General features: G+C 74.0%; 21 protein-coding genes. 13 read left to right on the forward strand and 8 right to left on the reverse strand.

What is annotated here, in order from left to right; translation table 11 throughout:
• Nucleotides 1-7: 7 nt before the first annotated feature.
• Nucleotides 8-505, reverse strand: a complete 498-nt coding sequence (locus tag AB0B39_RS21320; protein ID WP_357496597.1) for an NUDIX domain-containing protein — start codon at nucleotides 503-505, stop codon at nucleotides 8-10.
• Nucleotides 506-755: 250 nt separating this feature from the next.
• Between AB0B39_RS21320 and AB0B39_RS21325 the strand changes: the two genes are divergently transcribed.
• From AB0B39_RS21325 to npdG, 4 genes are all read left to right on the forward strand, one after another.
• A complete protein-coding gene (locus AB0B39_RS21325) occupies nucleotides 756-959 on the forward strand; it encodes a hypothetical protein (RefSeq protein ID WP_357496599.1) in 204 nt (67 codons plus the stop codon).
• An 83-nt stretch (nucleotides 960-1,042) separates the two neighbouring features.
• Nucleotides 1,043-1,999, forward strand: coding sequence for a histone (locus AB0B39_RS21330; protein WP_357575163.1), 957 nt, complete (start codon nucleotides 1,043-1,045; stop codon nucleotides 1,997-1,999).
• An 86-nt stretch (nucleotides 2,000-2,085) separates the two neighbouring features.
• The gene (locus AB0B39_RS21335) at nucleotides 2,086-3,516 is read left to right on the forward strand and encodes an RNB domain-containing ribonuclease (RefSeq protein ID WP_357575164.1); all 1,431 of its coding nucleotides are present in this window, start codon (nucleotides 2,086-2,088) and stop codon (nucleotides 3,514-3,516) included.
• Nucleotides 3,517-3,746: 230 nt separating this feature from the next.
• Entirely contained in the window at nucleotides 3,747-4,445 is a 699-nt protein-coding gene (gene npdG / locus AB0B39_RS21340) for an NADPH-dependent F420 reductase (RefSeq protein WP_234586517.1), read from the forward strand.
• A 45-nt stretch (nucleotides 4,446-4,490) separates the two neighbouring features.
• Here npdG and AB0B39_RS21345 read toward each other — a convergent pair whose 3' ends face one another.
• From AB0B39_RS21345 to AB0B39_RS21360, 4 genes are all read right to left on the reverse strand, one after another.
• The gene (locus AB0B39_RS21345) at nucleotides 4,491-4,868 is read right to left on the reverse strand and encodes a hypothetical protein (protein WP_234586519.1); all 378 of its coding nucleotides are present in this window, start codon (nucleotides 4,866-4,868) and stop codon (nucleotides 4,491-4,493) included.
• Nucleotides 4,869-5,094: 226 nt separating this feature from the next.
• Nucleotides 5,095-6,336, reverse strand: a complete 1,242-nt coding sequence (locus tag AB0B39_RS21350; RefSeq protein ID WP_357575165.1) for a DUF222 domain-containing protein — start codon at nucleotides 6,334-6,336, stop codon at nucleotides 5,095-5,097.
• A 73-nt stretch (nucleotides 6,337-6,409) separates the two neighbouring features.
• Nucleotides 6,410-7,255 (reverse strand): 3-methyl-2-oxobutanoate hydroxymethyltransferase, encoded by an 846-nt coding sequence (gene panB / locus AB0B39_RS21355; protein ID WP_357496609.1) that lies wholly within the window; start codon nucleotides 7,253-7,255, stop codon nucleotides 6,410-6,412.
• Between the two features lie 175 nt (nucleotides 7,256-7,430).
• Entirely contained in the window at nucleotides 7,431-9,188 is a 1,758-nt protein-coding gene (locus AB0B39_RS21360) for an NAD+ synthase (protein WP_357575166.1), read from the reverse strand.
• A gap of 239 nt (nucleotides 9,189-9,427) precedes the next feature.
• Here AB0B39_RS21360 and glnA point away from each other — a divergent pair, with 239 nt between their 5' ends.
• From glnA to AB0B39_RS21380, 4 genes are all read left to right on the forward strand, one after another.
• Complete coding sequence (gene glnA, locus AB0B39_RS21365; RefSeq protein WP_007463316.1) at nucleotides 9,428-10,777, forward strand: type I glutamate--ammonia ligase; 1,350 nt, start codon at nucleotides 9,428-9,430, stop codon at nucleotides 10,775-10,777.
• A gap of 87 nt (nucleotides 10,778-10,864) precedes the next feature.
• Nucleotides 10,865-11,290: a DUF350 domain-containing protein gene (locus AB0B39_RS21370; protein ID WP_234586527.1), complete on the forward strand. Its 426-nt coding sequence runs from the start codon at nucleotides 10,865-10,867 to the stop codon at nucleotides 11,288-11,290.
• 100 nt (nucleotides 11,291-11,390) lie between these two features.
• Complete coding sequence (locus AB0B39_RS21375) at nucleotides 11,391-12,083, forward strand: YafY family protein (RefSeq protein ID WP_357575167.1); 693 nt, start codon at nucleotides 11,391-11,393, stop codon at nucleotides 12,081-12,083.
• Nucleotides 12,084-12,210: 127 nt separating this feature from the next.
• Entirely contained in the window at nucleotides 12,211-12,588 is a 378-nt protein-coding gene (locus AB0B39_RS21380; protein WP_234586532.1) for a VOC family protein, read from the forward strand.
• A gap of 226 nt (nucleotides 12,589-12,814) precedes the next feature.
• Here the strand turns inward: AB0B39_RS21380 and AB0B39_RS21385 are convergent, their stop codons facing one another.
• On the reverse strand, nucleotides 12,815-13,294 hold the full coding sequence (locus AB0B39_RS21385; protein WP_357496618.1) for a hypothetical protein: 480 nt from the start codon (nucleotides 13,292-13,294) through the stop codon (nucleotides 12,815-12,817).
• A 202-nt stretch (nucleotides 13,295-13,496) separates the two neighbouring features.
• On the opposite strand from AB0B39_RS21385, the gene AB0B39_RS21390 reads away from it, so the two are divergent.
• Nucleotides 13,497-14,387 (forward strand): virginiamycin B lyase, encoded by an 891-nt coding sequence (locus AB0B39_RS21390; RefSeq protein WP_357575168.1) that lies wholly within the window; start codon nucleotides 13,497-13,499, stop codon nucleotides 14,385-14,387.
• A 108-nt stretch (nucleotides 14,388-14,495) separates the two neighbouring features.
• Here AB0B39_RS21390 and AB0B39_RS21395 read toward each other — a convergent pair whose 3' ends face one another.
• Nucleotides 14,496-15,431, reverse strand: coding sequence for an LD-carboxypeptidase (locus AB0B39_RS21395; protein WP_357575169.1), 936 nt, complete (start codon nucleotides 15,429-15,431; stop codon nucleotides 14,496-14,498).
• 125 nt (nucleotides 15,432-15,556) lie between these two features.
• Here AB0B39_RS21395 and AB0B39_RS21400 point away from each other — a divergent pair, with 125 nt between their 5' ends.
• Both AB0B39_RS21400 and AB0B39_RS21405 read left to right on the forward strand, forming a co-directional pair.
• Nucleotides 15,557-16,324 carry a type 1 glutamine amidotransferase gene (locus AB0B39_RS21400; protein WP_234586542.1) on the forward strand — a complete coding sequence of 256 codons (768 nt, stop codon included), beginning with the start codon at nucleotides 15,557-15,559 and terminating at the stop codon, nucleotides 16,322-16,324.
• Nucleotides 16,324-19,446, forward strand: coding sequence for a bifunctional [glutamine synthetase] adenylyltransferase/[glutamine synthetase]-adenylyl-L-tyrosine phosphorylase (locus tag AB0B39_RS21405; RefSeq protein WP_357575170.1), 3,123 nt, complete (start codon nucleotides 16,324-16,326; stop codon nucleotides 19,444-19,446). Before AB0B39_RS21400 ends, AB0B39_RS21405 begins: the two co-directional genes overlap by 1 nt.
• A gap of 7 nt (nucleotides 19,447-19,453) precedes the next feature.
• Here the strand turns inward: AB0B39_RS21405 and AB0B39_RS21410 are convergent, their stop codons facing one another.
• Nucleotides 19,454-21,088, reverse strand: a complete 1,635-nt coding sequence (locus tag AB0B39_RS21410) for a hypothetical protein (protein WP_357575171.1) — start codon at nucleotides 21,086-21,088, stop codon at nucleotides 19,454-19,456.
• 44 nt (nucleotides 21,089-21,132) lie between these two features.
• Here AB0B39_RS21410 and mptB (AB0B39_RS21415) point away from each other — a divergent pair, with 44 nt between their 5' ends.
• Together mptB (AB0B39_RS21415) and mptB (AB0B39_RS21420) are read left to right on the forward strand one after the other, a co-directional pair.
• A complete protein-coding gene (gene mptB / locus AB0B39_RS21415; RefSeq protein ID WP_357575172.1) occupies nucleotides 21,133-22,533 on the forward strand; it encodes a polyprenol phosphomannose-dependent alpha 1,6 mannosyltransferase MptB in 1,401 nt (466 codons plus the stop codon).
• A 14-nt stretch (nucleotides 22,534-22,547) separates the two neighbouring features.
• Nucleotides 22,548-24,041, forward strand: a complete 1,494-nt coding sequence (gene mptB / locus AB0B39_RS21420) for a polyprenol phosphomannose-dependent alpha 1,6 mannosyltransferase MptB (RefSeq protein WP_357575173.1) — start codon at nucleotides 22,548-22,550, stop codon at nucleotides 24,039-24,041.
• Nucleotides 24,042-24,090 lie beyond the last annotated feature (49 nt).

Consider the following 24,090-nt stretch of genomic DNA (forward strand, 5'->3'; position numbering starts at 1 on the left):
GGGCGGCTCAGTCGGGGACGTCGTCCCAGGTCGTACCGGGCGGCAGGTAGCCGGCCGACTGGTTCTCGCGCAGCGCGTAGGCGAGGACCAGCAGCGCGTGCTTGTCCAACTCGGGCAGCCGATCCACGTCGAACCACCGCACGGCCAGCGACTCGTCGTCGTTGACCCGGGCGGTGCCGGCCACGACCCGGCAGACGAAGCCCAGGTTCAGGTATTCGCAGTGGTCCCCGTTGGGGTAGGTGTGCGGGTGCGAGACGGCACTGGAAAGGCGTACCGGCGCCACGTCCAGGCCCGTCTCCTCCCGTACCTCCCGGACGAGCGCCGTGGCCGGCTGCTCGCCCGGCTCGACGAAACCGCTGATCACCGACCATCGTCCGTCGTCGGAGCGTTGGCCCAGCAGCAGCTCGCCGGCGTCGTTGCGGATCACCGCGCTGACGCTGGGCAGCCACAGCAGGTCGTGGCCGACGTGTTTGCGCATCCCCACGATGTAGTCCGGTACCGCCATCGGGCGATCATAGGCCGCGCGTGGGCGGCCGCCGCCGTCCCGTCGACGCCGCGTCGCGCTCAGCCCGACCAGGCGACGGTACGACGAAAGCGCGCGTACTCCCCCGGCTTTTTCGCGTGGCCAGTGCCCCCACCTGCACTTCTTTCGGTGTTCTCGCCCGCAGCGCGGTAAGCGTCTCTACTGTGGAGAGGGTTCGGCGACTTGTGTGATCCGGTGGCGGTCAGCCGGTTCGCGGTGCACAGTGATTGCCATGAGCGACAGCGAACGTAAAGGGCAGTTCTACTGGTGCACCCGGCATCACCGGGTCGAGACGGACGCCGACGTGTGTCCGGCGAAGCACGTCCTCGGCCCGTACAACTCGGCGGCCGACGCGGAGAACGCCCTGCAGCGAGTGCAGGAGCGGAACGAGGCGTGGGAGGCCGAGGACGCCCGTTGGGCCGGGGAGGACAGGTAGACGGCGCGGGACGGCCCGCGTCGCGGTAGTTCGTGCTCCGCGAGGACGCACGCGAGAGCACGTCCCCCGAGGAGGAAACCACGATGGCCGAAGCACAGCAGGCCACCACCCGTCCGACAGTCCGGCGCACCACCGCGAAGAAGACCGCCGCGGCGGAACGCAACACGGCGGCGAGCCGGACCACCCCCGTACGCAAGTCCACCACGGCCGCCGCGAAGGCGCCGGCCCGCAAGGCGGCCGGCGGCGCGGGGCGTGCCCCGGCCGGGAAGACCACCACGGCGGCGAAGAAGGCCCCGGCGAAGAAGACCGCGACCAAGACCACCGCGACCAAGACCGCCCCCACCAGGACGGCCGCCACCACCGCCGCCGCCAAGACCGCGGCGGCGAAGAAGACCGCGGCGGCGAAGAAGGCCACGACCCGGACCAGCGCGGCGGCCAGGAAGGCGCCGGCCAGGAAGGCTCCGGCCGGCACCTCGCCCGCCACCCGCAAGACGACCACCGCCGCGAAGCGGACCTCGACGTCCCCGGCGCGCAAGAGCACCACCGCCGCGAGCAGGACTACCGGTACGGCGAAGAAGACGGCCAGCGCCGCCAAGAAGACGACGAGCGCTGCGAAGAAGACGACAGGCGCGGCGAAGAAGACCACGGCGTCGGCGGCGAAGAGGACCACCGCCGCCGCGAAGGCGCCCGCGCGCAAGGTCGCGACCAAGGCGTCCACGGCGAAGAAGACGGCAGCCAAGAAGGCCCCGGCGAAGAAGACGGCGGCGAAGAAGGCCCCCGCGAAGAAGACGGCGGCGAAGAAGACCGCTTCCACCCGCCCGAGCGGTGGCGCCCGCAACGCCCCGGCGAAGAAAGCGACCGGCACCTCGTCGACCACCGCCCGCAAGGCGGCGGCGAAGAAGGCTCCGGCGAAGAAGACGACCGCTGCCAAGGCTCCGGCCCGCAAGGTGACCGCCCGCAAGTCACCCGCCCGCCCGGTCGCCGCACGAGCCACCACCCCCCGGGGTACGCGCAGCACCGCCCGGAAGGCGACCGGCTGAGCGCACGGCAGCCTCGACTCGACACCGACGGAGATCTCGGCCGGTCACCGGAAGCGGATCACCGGCGGCGCTGTCAGGATTGACCCGTGGTCATCCGACGCGTACTCGCGCCCCGCATCGACTTCGGCGCGCTGCGCCGCGAACTCGGCCTGCCCGAGGGCTTCCCGGCGGACGCCCAACGGGAGGCCGACGCGGCGGCTGCCGCGCCGCCCCGGCCGTCCGTCGACCGCACCGACGTCCCGTTCGTCACTGTCGACCCGGCCACCTCGCGTGACCTGGACCAGGCGATGCACCTGGCCCGCCGGCCGGGCGGCGGCTACCGCGTGCGGTACGCGATCGCGGACGTCGCCGCGCACGTCGACCCGGGCGGCGCGCTCGAGGAGGAGACCTGGCGGCGCGGGCAGACGGTCTACCTGCCGGACGGCAACGTGCCGCTGCACCCGGTGACGCTCAGCGAGGGCGCGGCCAGTCTGCTGCCCGACGACGACCGGGCGGCCGTGGTGTGGACCATCGACCTGGACGCCGACGGCGGCACCGTGGCCGTCGAGCTGGAGCGCGCCCTGGTGCGCAGCCGGGCGAAGCTCGACTACACCGGGGTGCAGGCCGCCGCCGACGCCGGTCGGCTGCCCGAGCCGATCGCGCTGCTGCCCGAGATCGGCGAGCGGCTGACCGCCCGGGGGCTGCGCCGGGGCGCCATCAACCTGCCGCTGCCCGAGCAGGACGTGGAGCCCGACGGCGACGGCTGGCGGCTGGTGCTGCGCGGGCCGGTGCCGATGGAGGAGCACAACGCGCAGATCTCGCTGCTGACCGGGATGGCCGCCGCCGACATCATGCTGGCCGGCGGGGTGGGCCTGCTGCGGACGATGCCACCGCCGAAGCCGGAGGCGGTGCAACGCCTGCGGGCGGCCGCCGCCCCGCTGGGCGTGCACTGGCCGGACGGCGCGGGCCCCGGTGAGGTGATCGCCGGCCTGGACGCCGCGCAGCCGCGTTCCGCCGCGTTCATCGACCAGGCGGCAGAGTTGATGCGTGGCGCCGCGTACACCGCCTTCGACGGCGCCCGCCCGGAGCAGCCGGAGCACGGCGGGGTGGCCGCCGCGTACGCCCATGTCACGGCGCCGTTGCGGCGCCTCGCCGACCGGTACGCCACCGAGGTCTGCCTGGCCCTGCACGCGGGCCGCGAGGTGCCCGACTGGGCCCGCGCGGCGCTGCCCCGGCTGCCCGAGGTGATGGCCAGCACCGACCGGACCGCCTCGGCGGCCAGCCGCGGTGCCGTCGAGCTCACCGAGGCGGTGCTGCTGGAGCACCGGGTGGGGGAGACCTTCGACGCGGCGGTGCTCGACGTGGACGCCCCACCCAACGGCAAGTCCCGACCCCGCCCGCCCGGCGGAACGGTGGCCCTGGACGCCCCACCGGTCCGTGGCCGCTGCCTCGGTGCGCTGCCGCTCGGCGAACGGGTCCGGGTGCGCCTGGTCACCGCCGACCCGGCGGCCCGCACGGTGCTGTTCGAGCTGGCCTGAACCGGCTGTTCCGGCCGTGCCCTGTCGGCTGGCTGGCTGGCGTCGTCGGCGGTTGCTGCGGGGCGGTGTCGGGCTCGTCTGGCGGGGCGGTGCCGACTGTTCCTGGGCGGCCGTGCCGGCGGGTCTGGCCGACCACGTCGGCGGGGCTTCGTCGGCGGGCGGTCGGGTAGCGGGGATTGTCACAGCGGCCGGCGCTGCTGACGGACCGGGCGGTTTGCGAGGATGAGCCCATGGCATACGACGCGAGCACGCTGCCCGACGTGTCCGGGCTGACGGTCGGCATCATCGGCGGCACCGGCGATCAGGGCCGTGGCCTCGCCTACCGGCTCGCCCGGGCCGGGCAGACGGTGCTGATCGGCTCCCGATCGGCGGAGCGGGCCGCCGAGTCCGCCGCCGAGATCGCCGCTCTGCCCCGGATGCCTGCCGACGTCCGCATCACCGGCGCGGCCAACGACGAGGTGGCCCGTCGCAGCGACGTCGTGATCATCGCGGTCCCGTGGGACGGGCACGCCGCCACCGTCGCCGCCCTCGCCGAGCCGCTCGCCGGCACGATCGTCGTCGACTGCGTCAACCCGCTGGGCTTCGACAAGCAGGGCCCGTACGCCCTCACCGTCGACGAGGGCAGCGCCGTCCAGCAGGCCGCCGCGCTGCTGCCCGACTCCCGCGTCTGCGCCGCGTTCAACCACGTCAGCGCCCCGCTGCTGGCCGACCCCGAGGTCGACCGGATCGACCTCGACGTGCTGATCTGCACCGAAGACCGGGAGCTCGTCGACATCGTCGGCGCGCTCGCCGCCCGGATTCCCGGGATGCGCGGCATCTACGCCGGCCGGCTGCGCAACGCCCACCAGATCGAGGCGTTCACCGCGAATCTGATCGCCATCAACAAGCGCTACAAGGCGCACGCCGGCATCCGCGTCACCGACCTCTGACAGCTTCTGACACAACGGCTCGGTTCTGGGCGTGCCTTCGCCCGATCAGCGTCGGGGCATCCCGCCGTGTGGACTGTTGAGGATGAGCGGCACGCTGTCCGGCGCCAGATGCGGGTGGCCCTCGACGTGTTCCAGGTGAACGTGGCCGCCGTCGTCCATGGCGGCCACGTCCCGTAGTAGATCGGCGAGGAAGGACCGGCTCTCCGCGCCGCCGCGGACGGTCAGATAGCCGCGATCATCGACACCGACGGCAACGGGACCCTGCGTCACCTCGACGACGACACCGCGCAGGTGCCGCGGATGCGCGGGTTGCGCGAGGCTCTGCTCGCCCCCTCCCGCAACCAGGTCGGCGAGGCGACAGAGATCGGCCCGATCGGCGGTGATGTCGACGCCTTCGCCGACCGAGTAGTAGTCAAGCTCCACCCCGCAACAGTAGGCACCGCTCGCGAGGCGTGTGTTCCCCTCCGGCCGCGCCGCACGCTCGGCCCAGGGATGGGGTTGCCCGACCACCGAGCGCGGCCGGTCCAGGGATGGTTGCCCGACCACCGACCACCGAGCACGCGGCCGACCCCGGGATGGTTGTCCGACCGCCGACCACCGACCACCGAGCACGCGACCGGCCCCGGGATGTGGGGTCGCCTCGGTGTGGTTACGTCCGCTGGTGGTAGACGTTGCGGCGGGGGATCTGTTCGGGGTCGAGCCAGGCGGGTGGGATGAAGTCGGGGTGGCCGTCGGCGGCCAATCGGACGGCCCAGTCGCCGTGGTGGACGTGTCGGTGGTGGTGGCCGCAGAGCAGCACGGCGTTGGTCAGGCTGGTGTCGCCGCCGTCGGCCCAGTGGTGGATGTGGTGGGCGTCGCACCAGCGGGGTGGGCGGTCGCAGCCGGGGAAGGCGCAGCCGCGGTCGCGCAGGACGAGGGCGCGGCGGAGTGGGCCGGTGATGAGGCGGCGTTGTCGGCCGACGTCGAGGGTCTGGCTAGTGCTGCCGAGGACGGCGGGCAGGATGGCGGCGTCGCAGGCGAGGCGCCGCACGGTCTCCGGGGCGAGGTCGAAACCGGTGTCCAACGTGCCTGCGCCGAGCTGCCGGCCGAGGTTGTCGTAGCTGGTGGTGACGACGAGCTGCGCGGGCTCGCCGCCGTGTTCGGGTAGCTCGCCGGTACGCAGGCTGAGTCGGCACAGGTCGCCGAGGGCGTCGTGGCGGCGTTGGCCGGGGGAGCGTTGGTCGTCGGGGCCGGTGGGCGCGGTCAGGGGGTCGATGGCCGCGCGGAGCAGGCCGGCGGTCTCGGTGTCGAGGGTGCCGGTGAGGCGCAGCCGGCCGTCGGTGAGGGTGGAGATGGTGACGTGGCGGTCGCGGGCGGCTCGGCGATCCTCGGCGTCCAGGGCGGCTCGGTCGGCGACGTCGGGTGCGACGTGGTCGAGAATGCGGGTGCCGAGTTTGCGCAGCAGGGTCGGGTCGAACTGCCTGGCCCACTCGACCAGCAGGCCGACGGCCTTGTCGGCGGCCGCGCTGCCTGCGGCGCTCTCGACGGTGGTGACGGTGTCGGCGATGACGCGCGCCTGGTCGAGGGTGATGTCGGCGTCGGCCAGCGCCTGTCGTACACCGGCGTTGCCGGTGTCGAGGGTGGTGGCCAGGTCGACGAGGCGGCGGGCGGTGGGGACGGTGAGGTGAAGGCGTTCGCGCAGCCACACCGCCGTGGAGGACGCGCCCTGCGCGATGGGCGTGCCGCGACAGTCGAGCTCGCGGATCAGGGCCAGCTTGATGGCGGCGAGGCGCTGCTCGACGCGGTGCGCGGCGTCGAGCGCGGCGATCAGGCCCTGCTCGGGCAGAGCCCAGGCGGCCGAGTCGGCGCAGGCCGTGACCGTGGCCTCTGCCTGCGCCAACCCCTCCATCATGACCCGAGACTAGAACACCTGTACGACACTTTCAGCGACCAAGATCGATTGATTCGTCACGGCCCGGACCGCTCTAGAAGGTGTGTTCGGCGCTCGGGAACTCGCCGCCACGGACCTCGTCGGCGAAACGGCGGGTGGCGTCGGTGAGGACGTCGGCCAGCTCGGCGTAGCGCTTCACGAAGCGCGGGGCCTTGCCGGTGCGCAGGCCGGCCATGTCCTGCCAGACCAGCACCTGGGCGTCGGTGTCCGGGCCGGCGCCGATGCCGACAGTGGGGATCGCCAGTTCGTGGGTGATCTGCTTGGCCACCTCACCCGGCACCATCTCCAGCACCACTGCGAACGCGCCGGCCTCGGCCACCGCCCGCGCGTCGGCCAGCACCTCGTCGGCCGTGTCGCCCCGGCCCTGCACGCGGTAGCCGCCCAGGGTGTGCTCACTCTGCGGGGTGAAGCCGATGTGCGCCATCACCGGGATGCCGGCGCCGACGATCGCGGCGATCTGCGCGGCGCAGCGTCGGCCGCCCTCCAGCTTCACCGCGTGGCAGCCGCCCTCCTTCATGAACCGGACGGCGGTGCGCAGCGCCTGGGTCGGGCCCTCCTCGTACGAGCCGAAGGGCAGGTCACCCACGACGAGGGCCTGCCGGGTCGAGCGCACCACGGCCCGTACCAGCGGGAGCAGGTCGTCGGCGGTCACCGGCAGGGTGGTCTCGTAGCCGAACACGTTGTTCGCGGCCGAGTCGCCGACCAGCAGCACCGGCACGCCGGCCCGGTCGAAGATCCCCGCCGTGTACTGGTCGTACGAGGTGAGCATCGGCCACCGCTCGCCACGCTCCTTGGCGGCGATCAGGTCGCGGGTGCGGACCCGACGGGTGGCCGGTCCGCCGTACAGCGCGGTCACCTCGTTCGGAGTGGACTCGGTCATGACTGTCTCCTTCCTCGAGGCCGCCTGCGCGGTCCCCGGGTTCCGTCGCGATCGTCGCACCGCCAGGCCCGGCGACGGCAGAGCCCAGTGGAAGATGTCACTCACGACCGTCGCGCACCGGGCCCGCCGCACCGCGCCGGGCCGGGTCCGGTGAACCCGACCCGGGTGTACGAGGTCAGCCGTGCTCGCGCCACCGGTTGGTGATCGGCAGTCGACGGTCGCGGCCGAACGCCTTCATGGAGATCTTCGTGCCGGGCGCCGACTGGCGTCGCTTGTACTCGGCGGTATCCACCAGCCGCAGCACCTTGTCGACCACGGCCGGGTCGTGGCCCGACTCGACCAGCCCGTCGCGGCCCAGGTCGCCGTCGACGTAACCGATGAGGATCGGGTCCAGCACGTCGTAGTCGGGCAGGGAATCGCTGTCGAGCTGGCCCGGGCTCAGCTCGGCGCTCGGCGGCTTGCCGATCGAGTTCTCCGGGATCGGGGCGGTGTCGCCGCGGCGGGCCGCGTCCGCGTTGCGCCACTTCGCCAGCCGCCAGACCAGCGTCTTCCAGACATCCTTGATCGGGTTGAAGCCGCCCACCGAGTCGCCGTACAGGGTGGAGTAGCCGACCGCCAGCTCGCTCTTGTTGCCGGTGGTGAGCACCAGGTGGCCCTCCTGGTTCGACAGCGCCATCAGGATGACGCCGCGGACCCGGGCCTGGAGGTTCTCCACGGCGATCCCGGACAGCGACAGGTTGGCGAGGAAGGCGTCCACCATCGGCTGGATCGGCTCGACGCGGTAGTCCAGCCCGGTGCGCTTGGCCAGGTCGGCGGCGTCCTCACGGGAGTGCTCGGAGGAGTGCTGGCTGGGCAGCGACACCCCGACCACCCGGTCCGGGCCGAGCGCGTCGACGGCGAGGGCGGCCACCACCGCCGAGTCGATGCCACCGGAGAGGCCGAGCACCACCGACGCGAACCGGTTCTTGTTGACGTAGTCGCGCAGGCCGAGCACCAGCGCGTGCCACACCTCGGCCTCGTCGGCCACCGGCTCGATCAGCCCGCCGGCGGCGGCCGGGCCGGGCGGCGCGGGCGGGATCACGTCCAGCGTGTAATGAGCCACCCGCATGCCGTCCGCGACGTTCTGGCTGCCCGGGGCCGTGGTCGCGGCCGGCAGCTCGACGTCGTGCACGAGCAGGTGCTCGACGAACTGCGGGGCGCGGGTGAGCAGTTCGCCGTCCGAGGCGACGATCATCGAGTCGCCCTCGAAGACCAGCTCGTCCTGGCCGCCGATCATGTTGACGTACGCGATGACCGCGTTCGCCTCGGCGGCCCGGCGGCGAACCAGCGGCAGCCGGATGTCGTCCTTGTTCAGCTCGTACGGCGAACCGTTGATGTTGACCACCAGGCCGACGCCGGCCTGCCGGGCGGCGGCGAACGGCCCGCCGGCCTGCCACAGGTCCTCGCAGATGGTCAGCGCGACGTCCACCCCGCCGATCCGCACCACGGTCAGCTGGTTGCCCGAGACGAAGTAGCGGTCCTCGTCGAAGACGCCGTAGTTGGGCAGGTGGTGCTTGAAGTAGCGGGCCACCACAGTGCCCCGGTGCAGCAGCGCGGCGGCGTTGCGGGCACCCCGGCCCGGTTCGGCGTCCCCGCTGACCTGCGGCGGCCCGTCGGCGTCCAGGTAGCCGACGACGACCGGCAGGTCGCCGAGACCGTCCTCGGCCAGGTCGGCGGCGAGCCGCTCGACGGCGGCCTGGGACGCGGCGACGAAGGAACGCCGAAAGACCAGATCCTCGACCGGGTAGCCGGTCAGCATCATCTCCGGAAAGAGCACGAGCTGGGCGCCGGCGTCGGCGGCCTGGCGGGTCCAGCTGCGGACCAGGTCGGCATTGCCGGCGAGGTCGCCGACGCTCGGGTTGACCTGGGACAGGGCGAGACGCAGGGTGGGCATGTCCTCATCTTGCCCCAGCAAGGCCGGAGCAATCCGCACCGTCGGACGAGACGGCGGCCACGCGTGAGCGGCCGTGACCGAGCAGGCCGGATCGGTACCGCTCGGCGGGCGGGACACGAGGGGACGGACGGCGGCGGTTCGCGTAACGTCTGCGTAACCAGGCCCGGGAACACTGGGCGGTCAGGTCGGGTGCAGCCCGGCCAAGGCGGACAAAAAGAGTGTCGCGAGGGGTTGGGGAAGTGGACCGTCAGCAGGAGTTCGTCCTCCGTACGCTGGAAGAGCGGGACATCCGGTTCGTCCGGCTGTGGTTCACGGACGTGCTGGGCACGCTCAAGAGCGTCTCGGTGGCGCCCGCGGAGCTGGAAGCGGCCTTCGAGGAGGGCATCGGCTTCGACGGCTCGGCCATCGAAGGCTTCGCCCGGGTCTTCGAATCGGACATGGTGGCCATGCCGGACCCGACCACCTTCCAGGTCTTCCCGTTCGAGGGCGGAGTCAGCGGCGAGAGCGCCCGGATGTTCTGCGACATCCTGCTGCCCGACGGCGGCCCCTCCTGGGCCGACCCGCGGCACGTGCTGCGCCGCGCGCTGTCCAAGGCGGCCGAGAAGGGCTTCACCTTCTACACCCACCCCGAGATCGAGTTCTTCCTGCTGGAGAACGGCCCGCAGGACGGCTCGGTGCCCACCCCGGTGGACACCGGCGGCTACTTCGAGCACACCACCCACGCGGTGGCCCGCGACTTCCGCCGCCAGGGCGTGCTGGCGCTGGAGCGGATCGGCATCTCGGTGGAGTTCAGCCACCACGAGGTCGCCCCCGGCCAGCAGGAGATCGACCTGCGCTACGCCGACGCGCTGACCACCGCCGACAACATCATGACCTTCCGGCACGTGGTGAAGGAGGTCGCGCTCTCCACCGGCGTGCAGGCCAGCTTCATGCCGAAGCCGTTCACCGACCAGCCGGGCAGCGGCATGCACACCCACCTGTCGCTGTTCGAGGGCGAGCGCAACGCCTTCCACGACGGTGGCGACCCGATGAAGCTCTCCAAGGTGGCGAAGTCCTTCATCGCCGGCCTGCTGGTGCACGCCCGGGAGTACACGGCGGTCACCAACCAGTGGGTCAACTCGTACAAGCGGCTCTTCCCGCAGGCCCTGCCCGACCGGATCACCGAGAGCCCGGCGTACGTCTGCTGGGGTCACCTGAACCGGTCCGCGCTGGTCCGCGTCCCGGCGTACGGCAAGCCGAACTCCGCCCGGGTCGAGGTCCGGTCGCTGGACTCGGCGACCAACCCGTACCTCGCCTTCGCGGTGCTGCTCGGCGCCGGGCTGAAGGGCATCGAGGAGGGCTACGAGCTGCCGCCGGGCGCCGAGGACGACGTCTGGTCGCTGAGCAGCGCCGAGCGCCGCGCCATGGGATACGAGGCGCTGCCGGAGAACCTGGCCGAGGCGATCGACGTGATGGCCGAATCCGAACTGGTCGCCGAGGTGCTCGGCGAGCACGTCTTCGACTTCTTCCTGCGCAACAAGCGGGCCGAGTGGGAGCAGTACCGCCGCGAGGTCACCCCGTACGAGCGGCAGCGCTACCTGGCGCTGTAGTCGCGGGGCTGACGCGGTGGCGCGCTGCCGCTATCGTCTCGATCACCGCGCCGGTACCCCTCCGGGCGGAGAGTCGGGAGGCAGTCGGTGCTGGAGGATCTGCTCAGCGGTGCCTGGCAGAGCGTCGTGTTCGGGATCGTCGGCGTCGGGCTGATGGCTGCCGGGTTCGGGCTCGTCGACCTGCTGACCCCGGGACGGTTGCGGGAGCTGATCTGGGTCGAGCGCAACGCCAACGCGGGGTTGCTGCTCGCCGCCAACCAGCTCGGCATCGCCGGCATCGTCTTCACGGCGATCCTGACCAGCTACAGCGACTTCGGCCGGGGGCTGGCCTCCACCGTGCTCTTCGGGCTCGTCGGGCTGGCCATCATGGCGCTGGCCTTCTTCGTGCTCGACCTGCTCACCCCGGGCAAGCTCGGTGAGGTCATCTGCTCGTCCGAGCCGCACCCCGCGGCCCGGGTCAGCGCCGCCACGCACTTCGGCGCGGCGCTGATCGTCTGCGCCTGCATCGCCTGACGCGGGTGGTCGGTGGCCTGAGGCCGGTGTTCTGAGCGTGGCCGCTTGAGCCTGCCGCGTCCGGGGGTGGTCGTCGTACCCCGGCCGTAGCGTGCCGGGCATGAACCGCACGGACCGGCTCTACGCCCTGGTCGAGGAGCTGCGCGCGGTGTCGCCCCGGCCCCGCAGCGCCCGCTGGCTCGCCGCCCACTTCGAGGTGAGCAGCCGGACCATCGAGCGGGACATCGGCGCGCTCCAGGAGGCCGGGGTGCCGATCTGGGCCGAGCCCGGGCGCACCGGCGGCTACGTCCTGGACCGCAGCCGCACCCTGCCGCCGGTCAACCTGACCCCGGCCGAGGCGGTGGCGATGGCCGTCGCGCTGCACCGGCTCGCCGGCACCCCGTTCGCCGGGCCGGGCGCCACCGCACTGCGCAAGCTGGTGGCGGTGCTGCCGGCCGCCGACGCCGCCGAGGCGCACCGCCTCGCCGGCCGGGTGCACCTGATCGGCGACGGGCCGACCACGCCCGTCCCGGCCACCGTCGCCGACGCGGTCACCGCGCGGCGGGTGCTGCGCATCCGGTACGCCGACCGCGCCGGCGTCGACTCGGTGCGCGACGTCGAACCGCTGGGCTACCTCGGCAACCCCCGACACTGGTATCTGCTCGCCTGGTGCCGCATGCGCGACGAGCTGCGCTGCTTCCGTACCGACCGGATCGGGGACGTCCAGGCGCTGCCCGAGGTGGTGGTCCGGGAGCTGCGCCTGACGGATCTCGACATCCCCCGGGAACGGGTCCGGCCGCTGAGCCTGGTCTGAGGCGGGTCCTTCACACACCGATCTCCGTCGGGTGATCCGGAAACACCGACAGGACGGTGTCGCGGACGGCCTCGAAACTGCTCTGGACGACGGCGAACCGCCGTCCCGGCAACTCTGGAGGCAGCACGTGTCCACGACGCCCATCACCTGGTTCGAGATCGGCACCGACCGGCCGGAGGAGGCGGAACGCTTCTACGGCGAGCTGTTCGGCTGGACCTTCGAAGAGCAGGGCGCGGGTAGCGGCGGGTCCTATCGGGTGACGGGTGCCGGCGGTGACACCGGAATCGGTGGGGCCATCCGGGCGACCGACGGGACGTCCCCGAACTACGCGGTGTTCTACGCCGAGGTCGACGACGTCGCGGAGACCTGCCGGCGAGCCGAGGCCGCCGGCGCGAAGGTGCTGATGCCCGCACGGACCGCACCCAGCGGTCTCACGCTCGCCCACCTGCTCGACCCGGCGGGAAATCGCCTCGGCGTGTTCGCACCCCCGCCCAGCAAGGGCTGAGGCGCGCGGATCCCGCGCGCCCGGGGCCGACGTCGGTCCCGCCAGCAAGGGCTGAGCCGCGCGGATCTCGCGCGCTGGCGGGCCGACGTCGGTCCCACGCGCATGATCGACTCCAGGTCGCCGATGTGGCGGTGTCCGGGTGCGAGGGACGCCGCCACATCGGCGAAACGGGGTGGATCACGCCGGACCACCCCAGCCCGGGGTGGTCGGAGGCCGACCCGTCGGGCTACTTGCCCGGCGTACCTGCGGGAGCGCCGTGGCCGGCCGGCCCACGGTCACCGCCGCCCGGCCCACGGTGGCCGCCGCCGGGGCCGGGGAAGACGCCGGCCTCGACGGCCTTGGTGATGGCGTCGGCCTGCTCCTGGGTGAGCTTGCCGTCCTTGACCGCCTGGTCCAGCCGCTCCTTGAGCGCGGCCTGCCGGTCCTCGGCGGACGGGCGTGCCGGACGGTCGGCGGGCCGGTGCTGCTCGCGGACCTTCTCCAGTGCGGCGGTCACCTTGTCGGTGGGGACTCCCAACTCCTTGGCGAGCGCCTCGGCGAACTCACCCTGCCGGTCGGCCTTCGCTCCAGGGGCGGGGGCGGTGCTGGCGGTCGGGGTCGGGGTGTCCGCGGCGAACGCGATCGTCGGGGCGGCGATCCCCACGCCGAGGACGCCCGCGGTGGCCAGGCCGGCCAGCAGGTGCTTCCTACGGATGGTGCGGGACATGCTGTCCTCCAGAAGGTCGGTGATGCGGCAATGTCGTCACCGACAGTGACGGGCGATCCTGGGCGCGACCCATGGCGACCCTGTCAGCCAGCTGACAATCGAGCAGCGGGCTGCCGATCGAGGCGGCGCTCGCTGAAATCGGTTGTGTCGTCATTGGTCCGGCGGCCAGTGTTGGTGGTCGCCAACGGAGGGACACCGCACGATGACCGTCGACATTCGGGAGATTCCGCTCGCCGGGTCGGACTCCGGCCCGTACGGCATCACGGTTGGGCCCGACGGCGCGTTGTGGCTGACGCTGGTCCAGGCCGGCGGGATCGCCCGCCTGGGGTCCGACGGCGGGGTCCGGACGTACCCGCTGGAGCCGGCCGGCGGCCGCCCGTTGATCATCACGGCGGGTCCGGACGGCGCGCTCTGGTTCACCCGCTCCGGGGACGACCGGATCGGTCGGCTCAGCGTCGACGGCGAGCAGCGCACGATCGCCCTGCCGGCCGGCACCGGGCCGGGCGGCATCGCGGCCGGGCCCGACGGCGCGCTCTGGTACGCGGGCATGACCTCCGACGCGATCGGCCGGGTGGACACCGACGGGACGGTAACCGCGTTTCCGCTGCCCGTGACCGGCGGGTTCGCCTCGATGATCACCGCCGGCGCGGACGACGCTCTCTGGTTCACCCTCAACCGGGCGAACGCGATCGGCCGGATCGACCTCGACGGCCGGGTGACGCTGCACCCGTTGCCCACCGCGGACGCCGGGCCGGTCGGCCTCGCGCTCGGCGCGGACGGGGCCATCTGGTTCGTGGAGATCGCGGCCGGTCAGCTCGGCCGGGTCACCCCGGACGGCGAGGTGACCGAGATCCCGTTACCGGACCGGAACGCCCGGCCGCACGCCATCGTGGCCGACCCGGCCGGCGGCGCGTGGTTCACCGAGTGGGGCGCGAACCGGATCGGGCACATCGGTCCCACCGGACGGATCGAGAGCTACGACCTGCCCACCCCGCGCTCGGAACCCCACGGCATCACCCGGACCTCCGACGGAGTCTGGGCAGCCCTGGAGATCGGCGCAGTAGCCCACCTGACCCCGAACCCCACCCCCTGACCCACCCCCTGACCCCGGTGATCAAGAGGTTCGCGTCACGATCCGGCCCGGAAATGACCCGAACCTCTTGATCACCGCCGGGAAAGGGGTGCGGGCGGGTGGGTGGGGTTAGCGGACAGCGGGGGAGACCGTGAGGGTTCCGGTGTCGGTGTCCAGGGTTGCGGTGGTGCCTACCGGGACGGTCAGCTGGTCGGGGCCGTGGCCGATGGGGAGGCCGCCGAGGATCGGTACGCCCAGGTCGCCGAGGCGTTCGGTGAGGACGTCGACGATCGTGGTTTCCCAGCCGTCCCCGCATTCGGTGAACTGCCCGATCGCCACGCCGGCCAGCCCGTCCAGCGCGCCGGCGCGGCGCAGGTGGGTGAGCATCCGGTCGACCTTGTACGGGGGTTCCTGCACGTCCTCGATCAACAGCACGGCACCGGTCAGGTCGGGCAGGTCCGCGGTGCCGACCGACGCGGCGATCAGGCACAGGTTGCCGCCCAGCAGGGTGCCGGTGGCGCGACCCGGCACCCGTACGCCGAAGGTCTCCTCGGTGGGCACCGCCTCGACGGTCACCGGCTCGGTGGTCATCAACGCCGCGTGCAGGGCCTCGGCGGAGCGCAGCGACGTCCGCTCGTCCCGCCAGGCGGCCCCCGGGCCGTGCACGCCGGCCAGCCGGGCGCCTCGCCACAGGGCGAGCTGCAACGCGGTGATGTCCGAGAAGCCGGCCACCACCTTCGGGTCGCGGCGGACGGCGGCCATGTCGATGGCGTCCACGATCCGCTGTGCGCCGTACCCGCCCCGGGTGCAGATCACGCCCCGCACCTGCGGGTCGGCGAACGCCGCGTTGAGGTCGGCGGCCCGCAGGTCGTCGGTGCCGGCGAGGTAGCCGTGGCGGGCGTACGCGTTGGGCGCCGGCACCGGCCGCAGGCCCCACCCGGTGAGCAACTCCATCCCCCGGGCGACCCGCTCCGGCGAGGTCGGCCCGGACGGTGACACCAGCAGCACCGTGTCCCCGGGGCGCAGGACGGGCGGGCGGACGACGGCCGAATCCTCGTTGATCACAATCGCAGAGCCTAACGACACCGCGGGGCCCGACGAGCAGCGAACTCCGGCCGTCGACGCCTCTGTACGCGCCGACCACCGTGGCGGGGCGTGGCGCTGTGCGACGTACCGGCTAGCCTCGACGCGTGGCAACCGCGCTGGTGATCGAGAACGACCCGACGGACGACGCACGCCGGTTGGGTGAGTGGCTGACCGAGGCAGGGCTGGAGCTGTGGGTGGTCCGCCCGCACGCCGGCGACGAGCTCCCCGCCGACCTGGAGGGGTACGCGGCGCTGGTGGTGCTCGGCGGCGACCAGCAGGCGTACCCCCTGCCGGACGGCTCGCCCGGCGCACACTGGTTCCCGGCGGTGGAGGGGCTGCTGCGCAAGGCGGTCCGCTACCGGGTGCCGACGCTGGCCGTCTGCCTGGGCGCGCAGCTGCTCGCCACCGCGCATGCCGGTCTGGTCGAGCGGAGCCCGTCCGGGCCGGAGATCGGCCCCGGCGTGGTCGGCCGGCGCGACGCCGCCGAGGGTGACCCGCTGTTCCGGTACGTGCCGCTGATCCCGGACGTGCTCCAGTGGCACTCCGACGAGATCACCGAGCTGCCCCGGGGCGCCACCCTGCTGGCCGCCTCCACCCGGTACCCGCACCAGGCGTTCCGGCTCGGCGACCGGGCCTGGGGGCTGCAGTTCCACATCGAGTGCGACACCGCGATGATCGCCGACTGGGCCACCGACTCGGCCCAGCTCGCGGAGCTGGGCTACGACCCGGAGCTGGTCGTGGCGGCCTGCGACTCGGTGATGGTGGACGTCGAGGAGGTGTGGCAGCCGTTCGCCGCCCGGTTCGCGGCGCTGGCCCTCGGCGAGTTGGACGACAGCACGACGCGGCGTGGCCTGCCGCTGCTCGGGCACTGATGAGCCGGCCGACGAGGGCGCCGGGTCGGCTCGCCCGGTACGGCTTCGGGGTCGCCGACGGCGACGGCGGCGCTCGCGCCGCCGACCTGCTCGGCCCGGACGGGCTGGGCCTCTGGCAGCCGGTCGAGCAGGAGCCGGTCGACGAGACGGCCACGGAGCTGCTGGCCGCGCTGTCCCGGGCCGCCGACCCGGATCTGGCGCTGCGCCAACTGCACCGCATCGTCGAGGCCGAGACGCGGACCAACGGCACCAGCGCCGCCAGCACGCGGGCCGCCAGCGCGCCGAGCGCCCGCACGCCCCCCGCCAGCGCCGCCGGCGGAAGCGGCGCCAGCACGCCGAGCGGTAGCGGCAGCGGCGCGCGCTCGCCGCTGATCGCGGAGCTGCACACCGATCCCGGGCTGCGGCGGCGACTGATCGCCGTCCTGGGCGCGTCGTCGGCGCTCGGTGATCACCTGGTGGCCAACCCGGAGCACTGTCTGGCGCTGCGCACCGCCCCGGATGGGCTCGCGCCGATCGCCGAGGGGCGACTGGAACCGGCCGGCGACGGCAACCCCGTGGCGGTGCTGCGGACCGCGTACCGGCTGGCGTTGCTGCGGATCGCGGCGGCCGACCTCACCGGCGGCCGGGCCCTGGAGCAGACCATGGGTGCGCTGTCCGCGCTGGCCGACGCGACCCTGGCCGCGGCGTACGAGATCGCCGTCGACGAGCTGGCCGACGGCACCGAGCGGCCCCGGCTGGCCGTGGTGGCGATGGGCAAGTGCGGCGGCGGTGAACTGAACTACGTCTCCGACGTGGACGTGATCTTCGTGGCGGCCGAGGACACCGACCTGCCCGCCGCGACCCAGGTGGCGACCCGGCTGATCTCCATCTGCGGCATGGTCGCCTGGCCGGTGGACGCCGCCCTGCGGCCCGAGGGCAGTCGCGGCCCGCTGGTGCGCACCCTCGCCAGCCACCTGGCCTACTACCGGCGGTGGGCGCGTACCTGGGAGTTCCAGGCGCTGCTCAAGGCCCGTCCGGCCGCCGGTGACCTGCCGCTGGCCCAGGAGTGGATCGACCAGCTCGCTCCGCTGGTGTGGCGGGCCGCCGAACGACCCGAGGCGGTCGAGGACGTCCGCGCGATGCGCCGCCGGATCATCGACAACATCCCGCCGAAGGAGCTGGAACGCGAGATCAAACGCGGTCCCGGCGGGCTGCGCGACATCGAGTTCGCCGTCCAGCTCCTGCAACTCGTGCACGGCCGGGGCGACGAGACGCTGCGGGCGCCGGGCACCATCCCGGCGCTGCGCGCGCTGGTCGCCGGCGGCTACGTCGGCCGCGCCGACGGCGAGTCACTGCTGCGCGGCTACCGCTTCCTGCGCAGCGTCGAGCACCGACTCCAGTTGCAGGCCCTGCGCCGTACGCACACCGTGCCCACCGAACCGTCCGCGCTGCGCTGGCTGGCCGCCGCGCTGGGTTTCACCGCCACGCCGGGGCGCAGCGCCGTGGAGAGCTTCCGGGCCGAGTGGGTCACCCACGCCACCGAGGTACGCCGGCTGCACGCCAAGCTGCTCTACCGACCGCTGCTGGAGTCGGTGGCCCGGGTGCCCGCCGACGGGCTGCGACTCACCCCGGAGGCCGCGCGGCACCGGTTGGAGATCCTCGGTTTCGCCGACCCGGCCGGGGCGTTGCGGCACCTCCAGGCGCTCACCGGCGGGGTGAGCCGCACCGCGGCCATCCAGCGGACCCTGCTGCCGGTGCTGCTGAGCGAGTTCGCCGACGCGCCGGAGCCGGACCGGGGGCTGCTCAACTACCGCAAGGTCTCCGACAAGCTGGGCAGCACCCCCTGGTACCTGCGGCTGCTGCGCGACGGCGGTCCCGTCGCCCGGCGGCTGGCCCGGGTCCTGGCCCTCTCCCGGTACGTCGCCGACCTGCTCGCCCGCGATCCGGAGGCGCTGCGGCTGCTCGCCGAGGAGAACGAGTTGGCGCCGCGCCCACGGGCGGTGCTGCGGGAGGGCTTCCTGGCGGCGGCGGCCCGACACACCGACCCGGTCGAGGCGACCCGCGCGGTGCGGGCGCTGCGCCGCCGGGAACTGGTCCGGGTGGCGTGCGCGGACGTGCTCTGCCGCGCCGGCGCGCTCGCCCCCACCCCGACGCGGCCGGACGGCACGACGCGGCCGGCCGTCGGTCTGGCCGACATCACCGAGGTCGGCACGGCGCTCTCCGACGTCACCGACGCCACGCTCGCCGCCGCGCTGCGCGCCGCCCGGGCCAGCCAGAAGGCGCCGGAAGGGCTGCGGTTCGCGGTGATCGGGATGGGCCGGCTCGGCGGGTACGAGTCGAACTACCTCTCCGACGCCGACGTGCTCTTCGTCTACGACCCGCCCGCCGGCAGCAGCGAGAGCGCGGCCAGCGCCGCCGCGCACGCGATCGCGGAGGAGCTGCGGCGACTGCTGGGGGTACCCGCGCCCGACCCGCCGCTCGGTGTCGACGCCGACCTGCGTCCCGAGGGCCGGCAGGGTCCGCTGGTGCGCAGCCTCGCCGCGTACGCGCAGTACTACGCCCGCTGGTCCCGGGTGTGGGAGGCGCAGGCGCTGCTGCGGGCACGGTTCGTCTGCGGTGACGCCGACCTGGGCGCCGAGTTCGAGGCGATGATCGAGCCGGTGCGCTACCCGGCCGACGGGCTGACCCGCGAGCAGGTCGTCGAGATCCGCCGGATCAAGGCCCGGGTGGAGAACGAACGGCTGCCGCGCGGCGCCGACCCGGCCACCCACACCAAGCTGGGCCGGGGCGGGCTGGCCGACGTGGAGTGGGCCGTCCAGCTCGTCCAGCTCCGGCACGCGGGCAGAGTCCCGGAGCTGCGCGGCACGTGTACCCTCGACGCCCTCGCGGCGGCCGAGCGGGCCGGCCTGGTCGACCCGGCGGACGCCGCGGAGATGGCCGCCGGCTGGTCCCTGGCCGCGCAGGTGCGCAACGCGTTGATGCTGGTCCGGGGCCGCGCCGGTGACCAGCTTCCCCGGCACGGGGTGGAGCTGGCCGGGGTGGTCCGGCTGCTCGGCCGCGACGATCCGGGGGAGTTCCTCGACGAGTACCTGCGCACCGGCCGGCGCTCCCGCGCCGCCGCCCAGCGGGTGCTGGAGGCGTAGCGCCGGGTCAACTGCCGACGGTGTACTCGCCGGCGTGCGGAACGGTGACGGTGCTCCAGTCCCCGTCGGCGGTGACGGTGGCGCCGCCGGAGGCGACCAGCCACCGGCTGTGCCGGACCCGGACGGCCACCGGGCCGGCGGTCGGGGCCCGGAAGGTCAGCGCCGCGCCGTCGGCGCGGACCAGTTCGGCGGGCGCGGCGACCAGCGGCGTCGGGTCGGCCACCGCCCAGACCCGCCAGTGCGCGCCGGACCAGACCGGCGTCAGGTACGGCAGGCCGCCCTCGACCAGCTCCGCCTCGGCCCGTCCCACCCAGGACAGCGGGGCGTCCGGCACCGCCACGTACTGCACGGCGTTCTCCGCCAGCCACGCCCGGTAGCTCTCCCGGGTCAGCGGCACGCCGGTGCCCGCCGCGCCGGGCACCGTGGTGAAGAACAGCGGGTTGCGGTCGATGTCGGCCTGCCGCAGCCAGCCGCGGGCCAGCGGCACCTCACCGAGGCGGGCCGCCTCCCAGTAGTTGCGCGTCGGCGGCACCTCCACCCGGCCGGTGAGCCGCTGCCCGGCCAGGAACGCCCGCAGCGGCGCGTGGTAGCCGGGAGCGCTGGTCGGGTCGCCGATGCCGCGCAGGTCGGCGGGGACCACCGGCGGCTGCCACCCGCAGACGGCCACCAGCAGCGCGGTCAGGCCCACACCGCCCAGCAGGCGGGCCCGCCGCGACCGCTGCGGCGGCGCGGCGTTGGGCGGCGCGGCGTTGGGCGGCGCGGGGCGGTCGACGGGCCGGCGGGTGAGGCGGGCGGTGAGCCAGGCCGGCGGCCGGGCGGCGGCGGCCAGCACCGGCAGCGCGAACATCGTCGCCAGCCGGGTCGCGTTCAACCCCACCGGGGTGTGGACCAGCGCGGCGACGAGCACCCCGGCGGCGGAGAGGAGCGCGCCGTACCGCACCGGCCGGTACGCCACCAGCGCCGCCACCACCAGGCCGGTCACCACCGCCCGCAGGGTGTCGGTGCGGCTGATGTTCATCCAGCCGCCGTCGCCGAAGAGCAGCGCGGTCGCGGCCAGCGGCACGGCCGCCGCGACACCCAGCGTCAGACCGTCGGCGTAGCGGCGGGCGAGCAGCAACGCCGCGCCCGCCAGGCCGACGAACAGGCCCGCCACCGGGCTCGTCGCCGACGCCAGCAGCGCGCCGACCGCGGCGAGCGCGAGACGCCGATTCCGGGGTACGCCCCGAGTCAGCGCCAGCAGCGCGGCCAGCCCGAACGCGACACCCAGGGCGTACGTCACCCGGCCGGAGACCAGGTTGCCGGCCAGCGTGACCACGCCGACCACGCTGCCCAGCAGCGGTCGGGGCACCGGGCTGCGGACCAGCAGCGCGGCCAGCGCGGCGGCCGACGCCACGAGCGCCAGCGCACCGGTGACCCGCACGCCGAGCAGGGCCATCACCGGCTGGGACACGAGGCTGTAGCCGAACTGCTGCACCCCGCCGTACCAGCGCAGATCGACAGGTGTCAGACCGTGCGCGGCGAAGAAGTCCGCCCGGGCGACCTGGGCGGCGAGGTCCGAGCCCATCAGCGGCAGGGCCAGCCAGAGCGCGCCGAGCACGACTGCGGAACCGGTGGCCACCGCCACCACCCGACTGCGCCGCATGCCCACCTCCGTACCGCGACAACCGTACTGGCAGCATGTCCGGCGTGCCTCACCACCTCGCGCGCTGGACCGGACTGGTCGGCTCGGTGTTGCTCGCCGTCGCCGCGTTCCTCGGCGGCGCCCTACCCGGCTCGCCCCTGCGCTCCACCCCGGTCAGCATCTGGCAGGGCCCGAACGGGCCGCTGGTCCTCGCCGCCTGGCTGGTCGGCACCGCGCTGCTGGCGTACGCCTGGTGGTCGCTGCGCGACAGCGTGCCGTCGACCCGGTGGGCGCTTGTCACAGTCGGGCTCTGGCTGCTGCCGGTGCTGATCGCGCCGCCGCTGGCCAGCCGCGACGTCTACGCGTACGCCTGCCAGGGCGCCAGCTACGCCGCCGGGATCAACCCGTACGAGCAGGGTGTCTCCGCGCTGCCCTGCCCCTGGCTGGACACCATCTCCTACATCTGGCGCGACACGCCGGCGCCGTACGGGCCGCTGTTCGTGGTGCTCGCCGGCGCGGTGGTCAAGGCCACCGGCTCACTGACCGGCGCGATAGTGGTGTTCCGGCTGATCGCCGTGGCGGGGGTCGCGCTGACCGCGGTCAGCCTGCCGGTGCTGGCCCGGCGAGCCGGCGTACCGGCCGCCCGGGCGGTCTGGCTGACGCTCGCCTGCCCGCTGGTCGCCGTGCACCTGGTCGGCGGCGCGCACAACGACGCCCTGATGGTCGGCCTGCTGGTCGCCGGGCTGGCGGTGATCGCCTCGCGGCCCGGCCGCCCCGGCCCGCTGCTCGCCGGGGGCGCGCTGCTCGGGCTGGCCGCCGCAATCAAGGTGACGGCGCTGGTCGTGGTGCCGTTCGCGGCGCTGGCCGCGATCGTCGGCGGGTACTCGATCCGCGCGCTGATCCGCCACGGCGGCTGGGTCGTCGGCGGCGCGGTCGCCGTCGTGGTCGGGGTGACCTTCGCCGCCGGACTGGACTTCGGCTGGGTCGGCGGCCTGGCCCGAGGCGGCGACGTGATCGCCTGGACGTCGCCGTCCACGGCGGTCGGCCAGACCGTTGGTTACCTGGCGGTTCCCTTCGGCGGGCACATCGACGCCCTGCCGGTCACCCGGGGGATCGGCATGGCAGTGCTGGCGCTGCTGCTGGTGTGGTTGTGGTGGCGGGCCCGCACCCGCGAGCCGCTGTGGCACGCCGCCCTGGCGCTGGCCGCCACTGTCGCCCTCGCGCCGCTGTTCCACCCCTGGTACTGGATCTGGCCCCTCGCGGTGCTCGCGGCCACCGCCCGGCGTACCGGATGGTTCATGGTGGTCGCGCTGGTCGCGTCGTTCCTGGTGCTGCCCGACGGCACCGGGCTGGCCCGGTTCACCAAGTCGGTCGGGGCGCCGCTGATGACGCTGTTGGTGATCGTGCTGGTCGTCCGGTTGGTACGGTCGGCTCGGGCGGCCCGTCAGCCGGTCGCCGCCGACTGAGGGAAGGTGCGCCGGTGACCGCTCCCGGCGCGTCGCCGCCGCTTGCCGGCCCTTCGGTGGCCCGGCTCGCCAGGTACGCCGGCCTGGTCGGCGCGGTCCTGCTCACCGTCGCCGGGTATCTCGGCGGGGCGCTGCCCGACGCCCCGCTGGGCGCGACACCGGTGTCGATCTGGCGGGCCCCGCACGGGCCGACCACGCTGACCTGCTGGCTTGTCGGCACGGCGCTGCTGGTCGGCGCCTGGTGGTCACTGCGCGCCGGTGCGCCGTCGGGCCGGTGGGCGTACGTCACCGCCGGGCTGTGGGTCCTACCGATGCTGGTCGCGCCGCCGCTGGGCAGCCGGGACGTCTACTCGTACGCCTGCCAGGGCTGGACGTACGCGCACGGCGTCGACCCGTACGCGGTTCCGGTGGCGGCGGCCGGCTGCCCGTGGGTGGAGACGGTGGCGCCGATCTGGCGGGACACGCCTGCCCCGTACGGGCCGGTCTTCGTGCTGCTCGCGGCGCTCGCGGTCACGCTGGGCGGCGGGCTCACCGGCACGGTCGTACTGCTGCGGGTCTTCGCCGTGGCTGGCCTGCTCCTGGCGGCGTACTGCCTGCCCGCCCTGGCGCGGGCGGCCGGCGTGCCGACCCGGCGGGCGGCCTGGTTGGCGCTGGCCGCGCCGGTGGTCGGCGTGCACCTGGTGGCCGGGGCGCACAACGACGCCGTCATGCTCGGGCTGCTGCTCTGTGCGCTCCTGCTGGTGATCCGACGGCCGGGTCGACCGGGGGCGCTGCTCGCCGCCGGGGCCCTGCTCGGCCTGGCGGTCACGGTGAAGGCCACCGCCGTGGTGGTAACACCGTTCGCCGCGCTGGCCGCGGTGCACGGCCGGCACACCGTACGGGCGCTGCTGCGCGACGGCGGCGCTCTGGCCGGCGGGATGCTGGCCGCGTTGCTGGTCACCTCGGTGCTGTCCGGTCTCGGCTTCGGCTGGGTGGGCGGGCTGACCCGCAGCGGAGACTCCGAACAGTGGACGTCGCCGCCCACCGCCGTCGGCCTGCTGGTGGACTACGCCGGCGCGCTGGTCGGGGGCGACCCGCAGGCGGTGCCGGTGGTCCGGGCGGTGGCGCTGCTGCTGCTCGCGATCGTGGTGGTGGTCCTGTGGCTGAGGGCCCGGCGGGCCTCGGATGATCCGACCCTGGACCGCGCCCGGGTCACGCTGCACGGCGCCGGCCTGGCCCTGGCCGCCACTGTGGTCCTGTCCCCGGTCTTCTACCCCTGGTACGCGACCTGGCCGCTGGCCCTGCTCGCGCTCACCGCCACCCGGACCACCTGGTTCGTGCTGCCGGCCGGGGTGGCGACGTTCCTGGTCCTGCCCGACGGCACCAACCTGGCCCGCTTCACGAAGGCCCCCGGCGCGGTGGCGATGACCGCTCTGCTCCTGTTCCTGCTCCTTCGGGTCGGTCAGAACGGGCTGAAGCGTCCGCCGCGTCGGTCCGCTGCTCACGATCGCGCTCGAACAGGGAAGTAGTGGCATCGCCGGACCTGCGAGGCCACTACTTCCTGAATCGAGCACGATC

The sequence above is a fragment of the Micromonospora sp. NPDC049114 genome (genome assembly GCF_040648635.1).
Lineage (GTDB): Bacteria > Actinomycetota > Actinomycetes > Mycobacteriales > Micromonosporaceae > Micromonospora.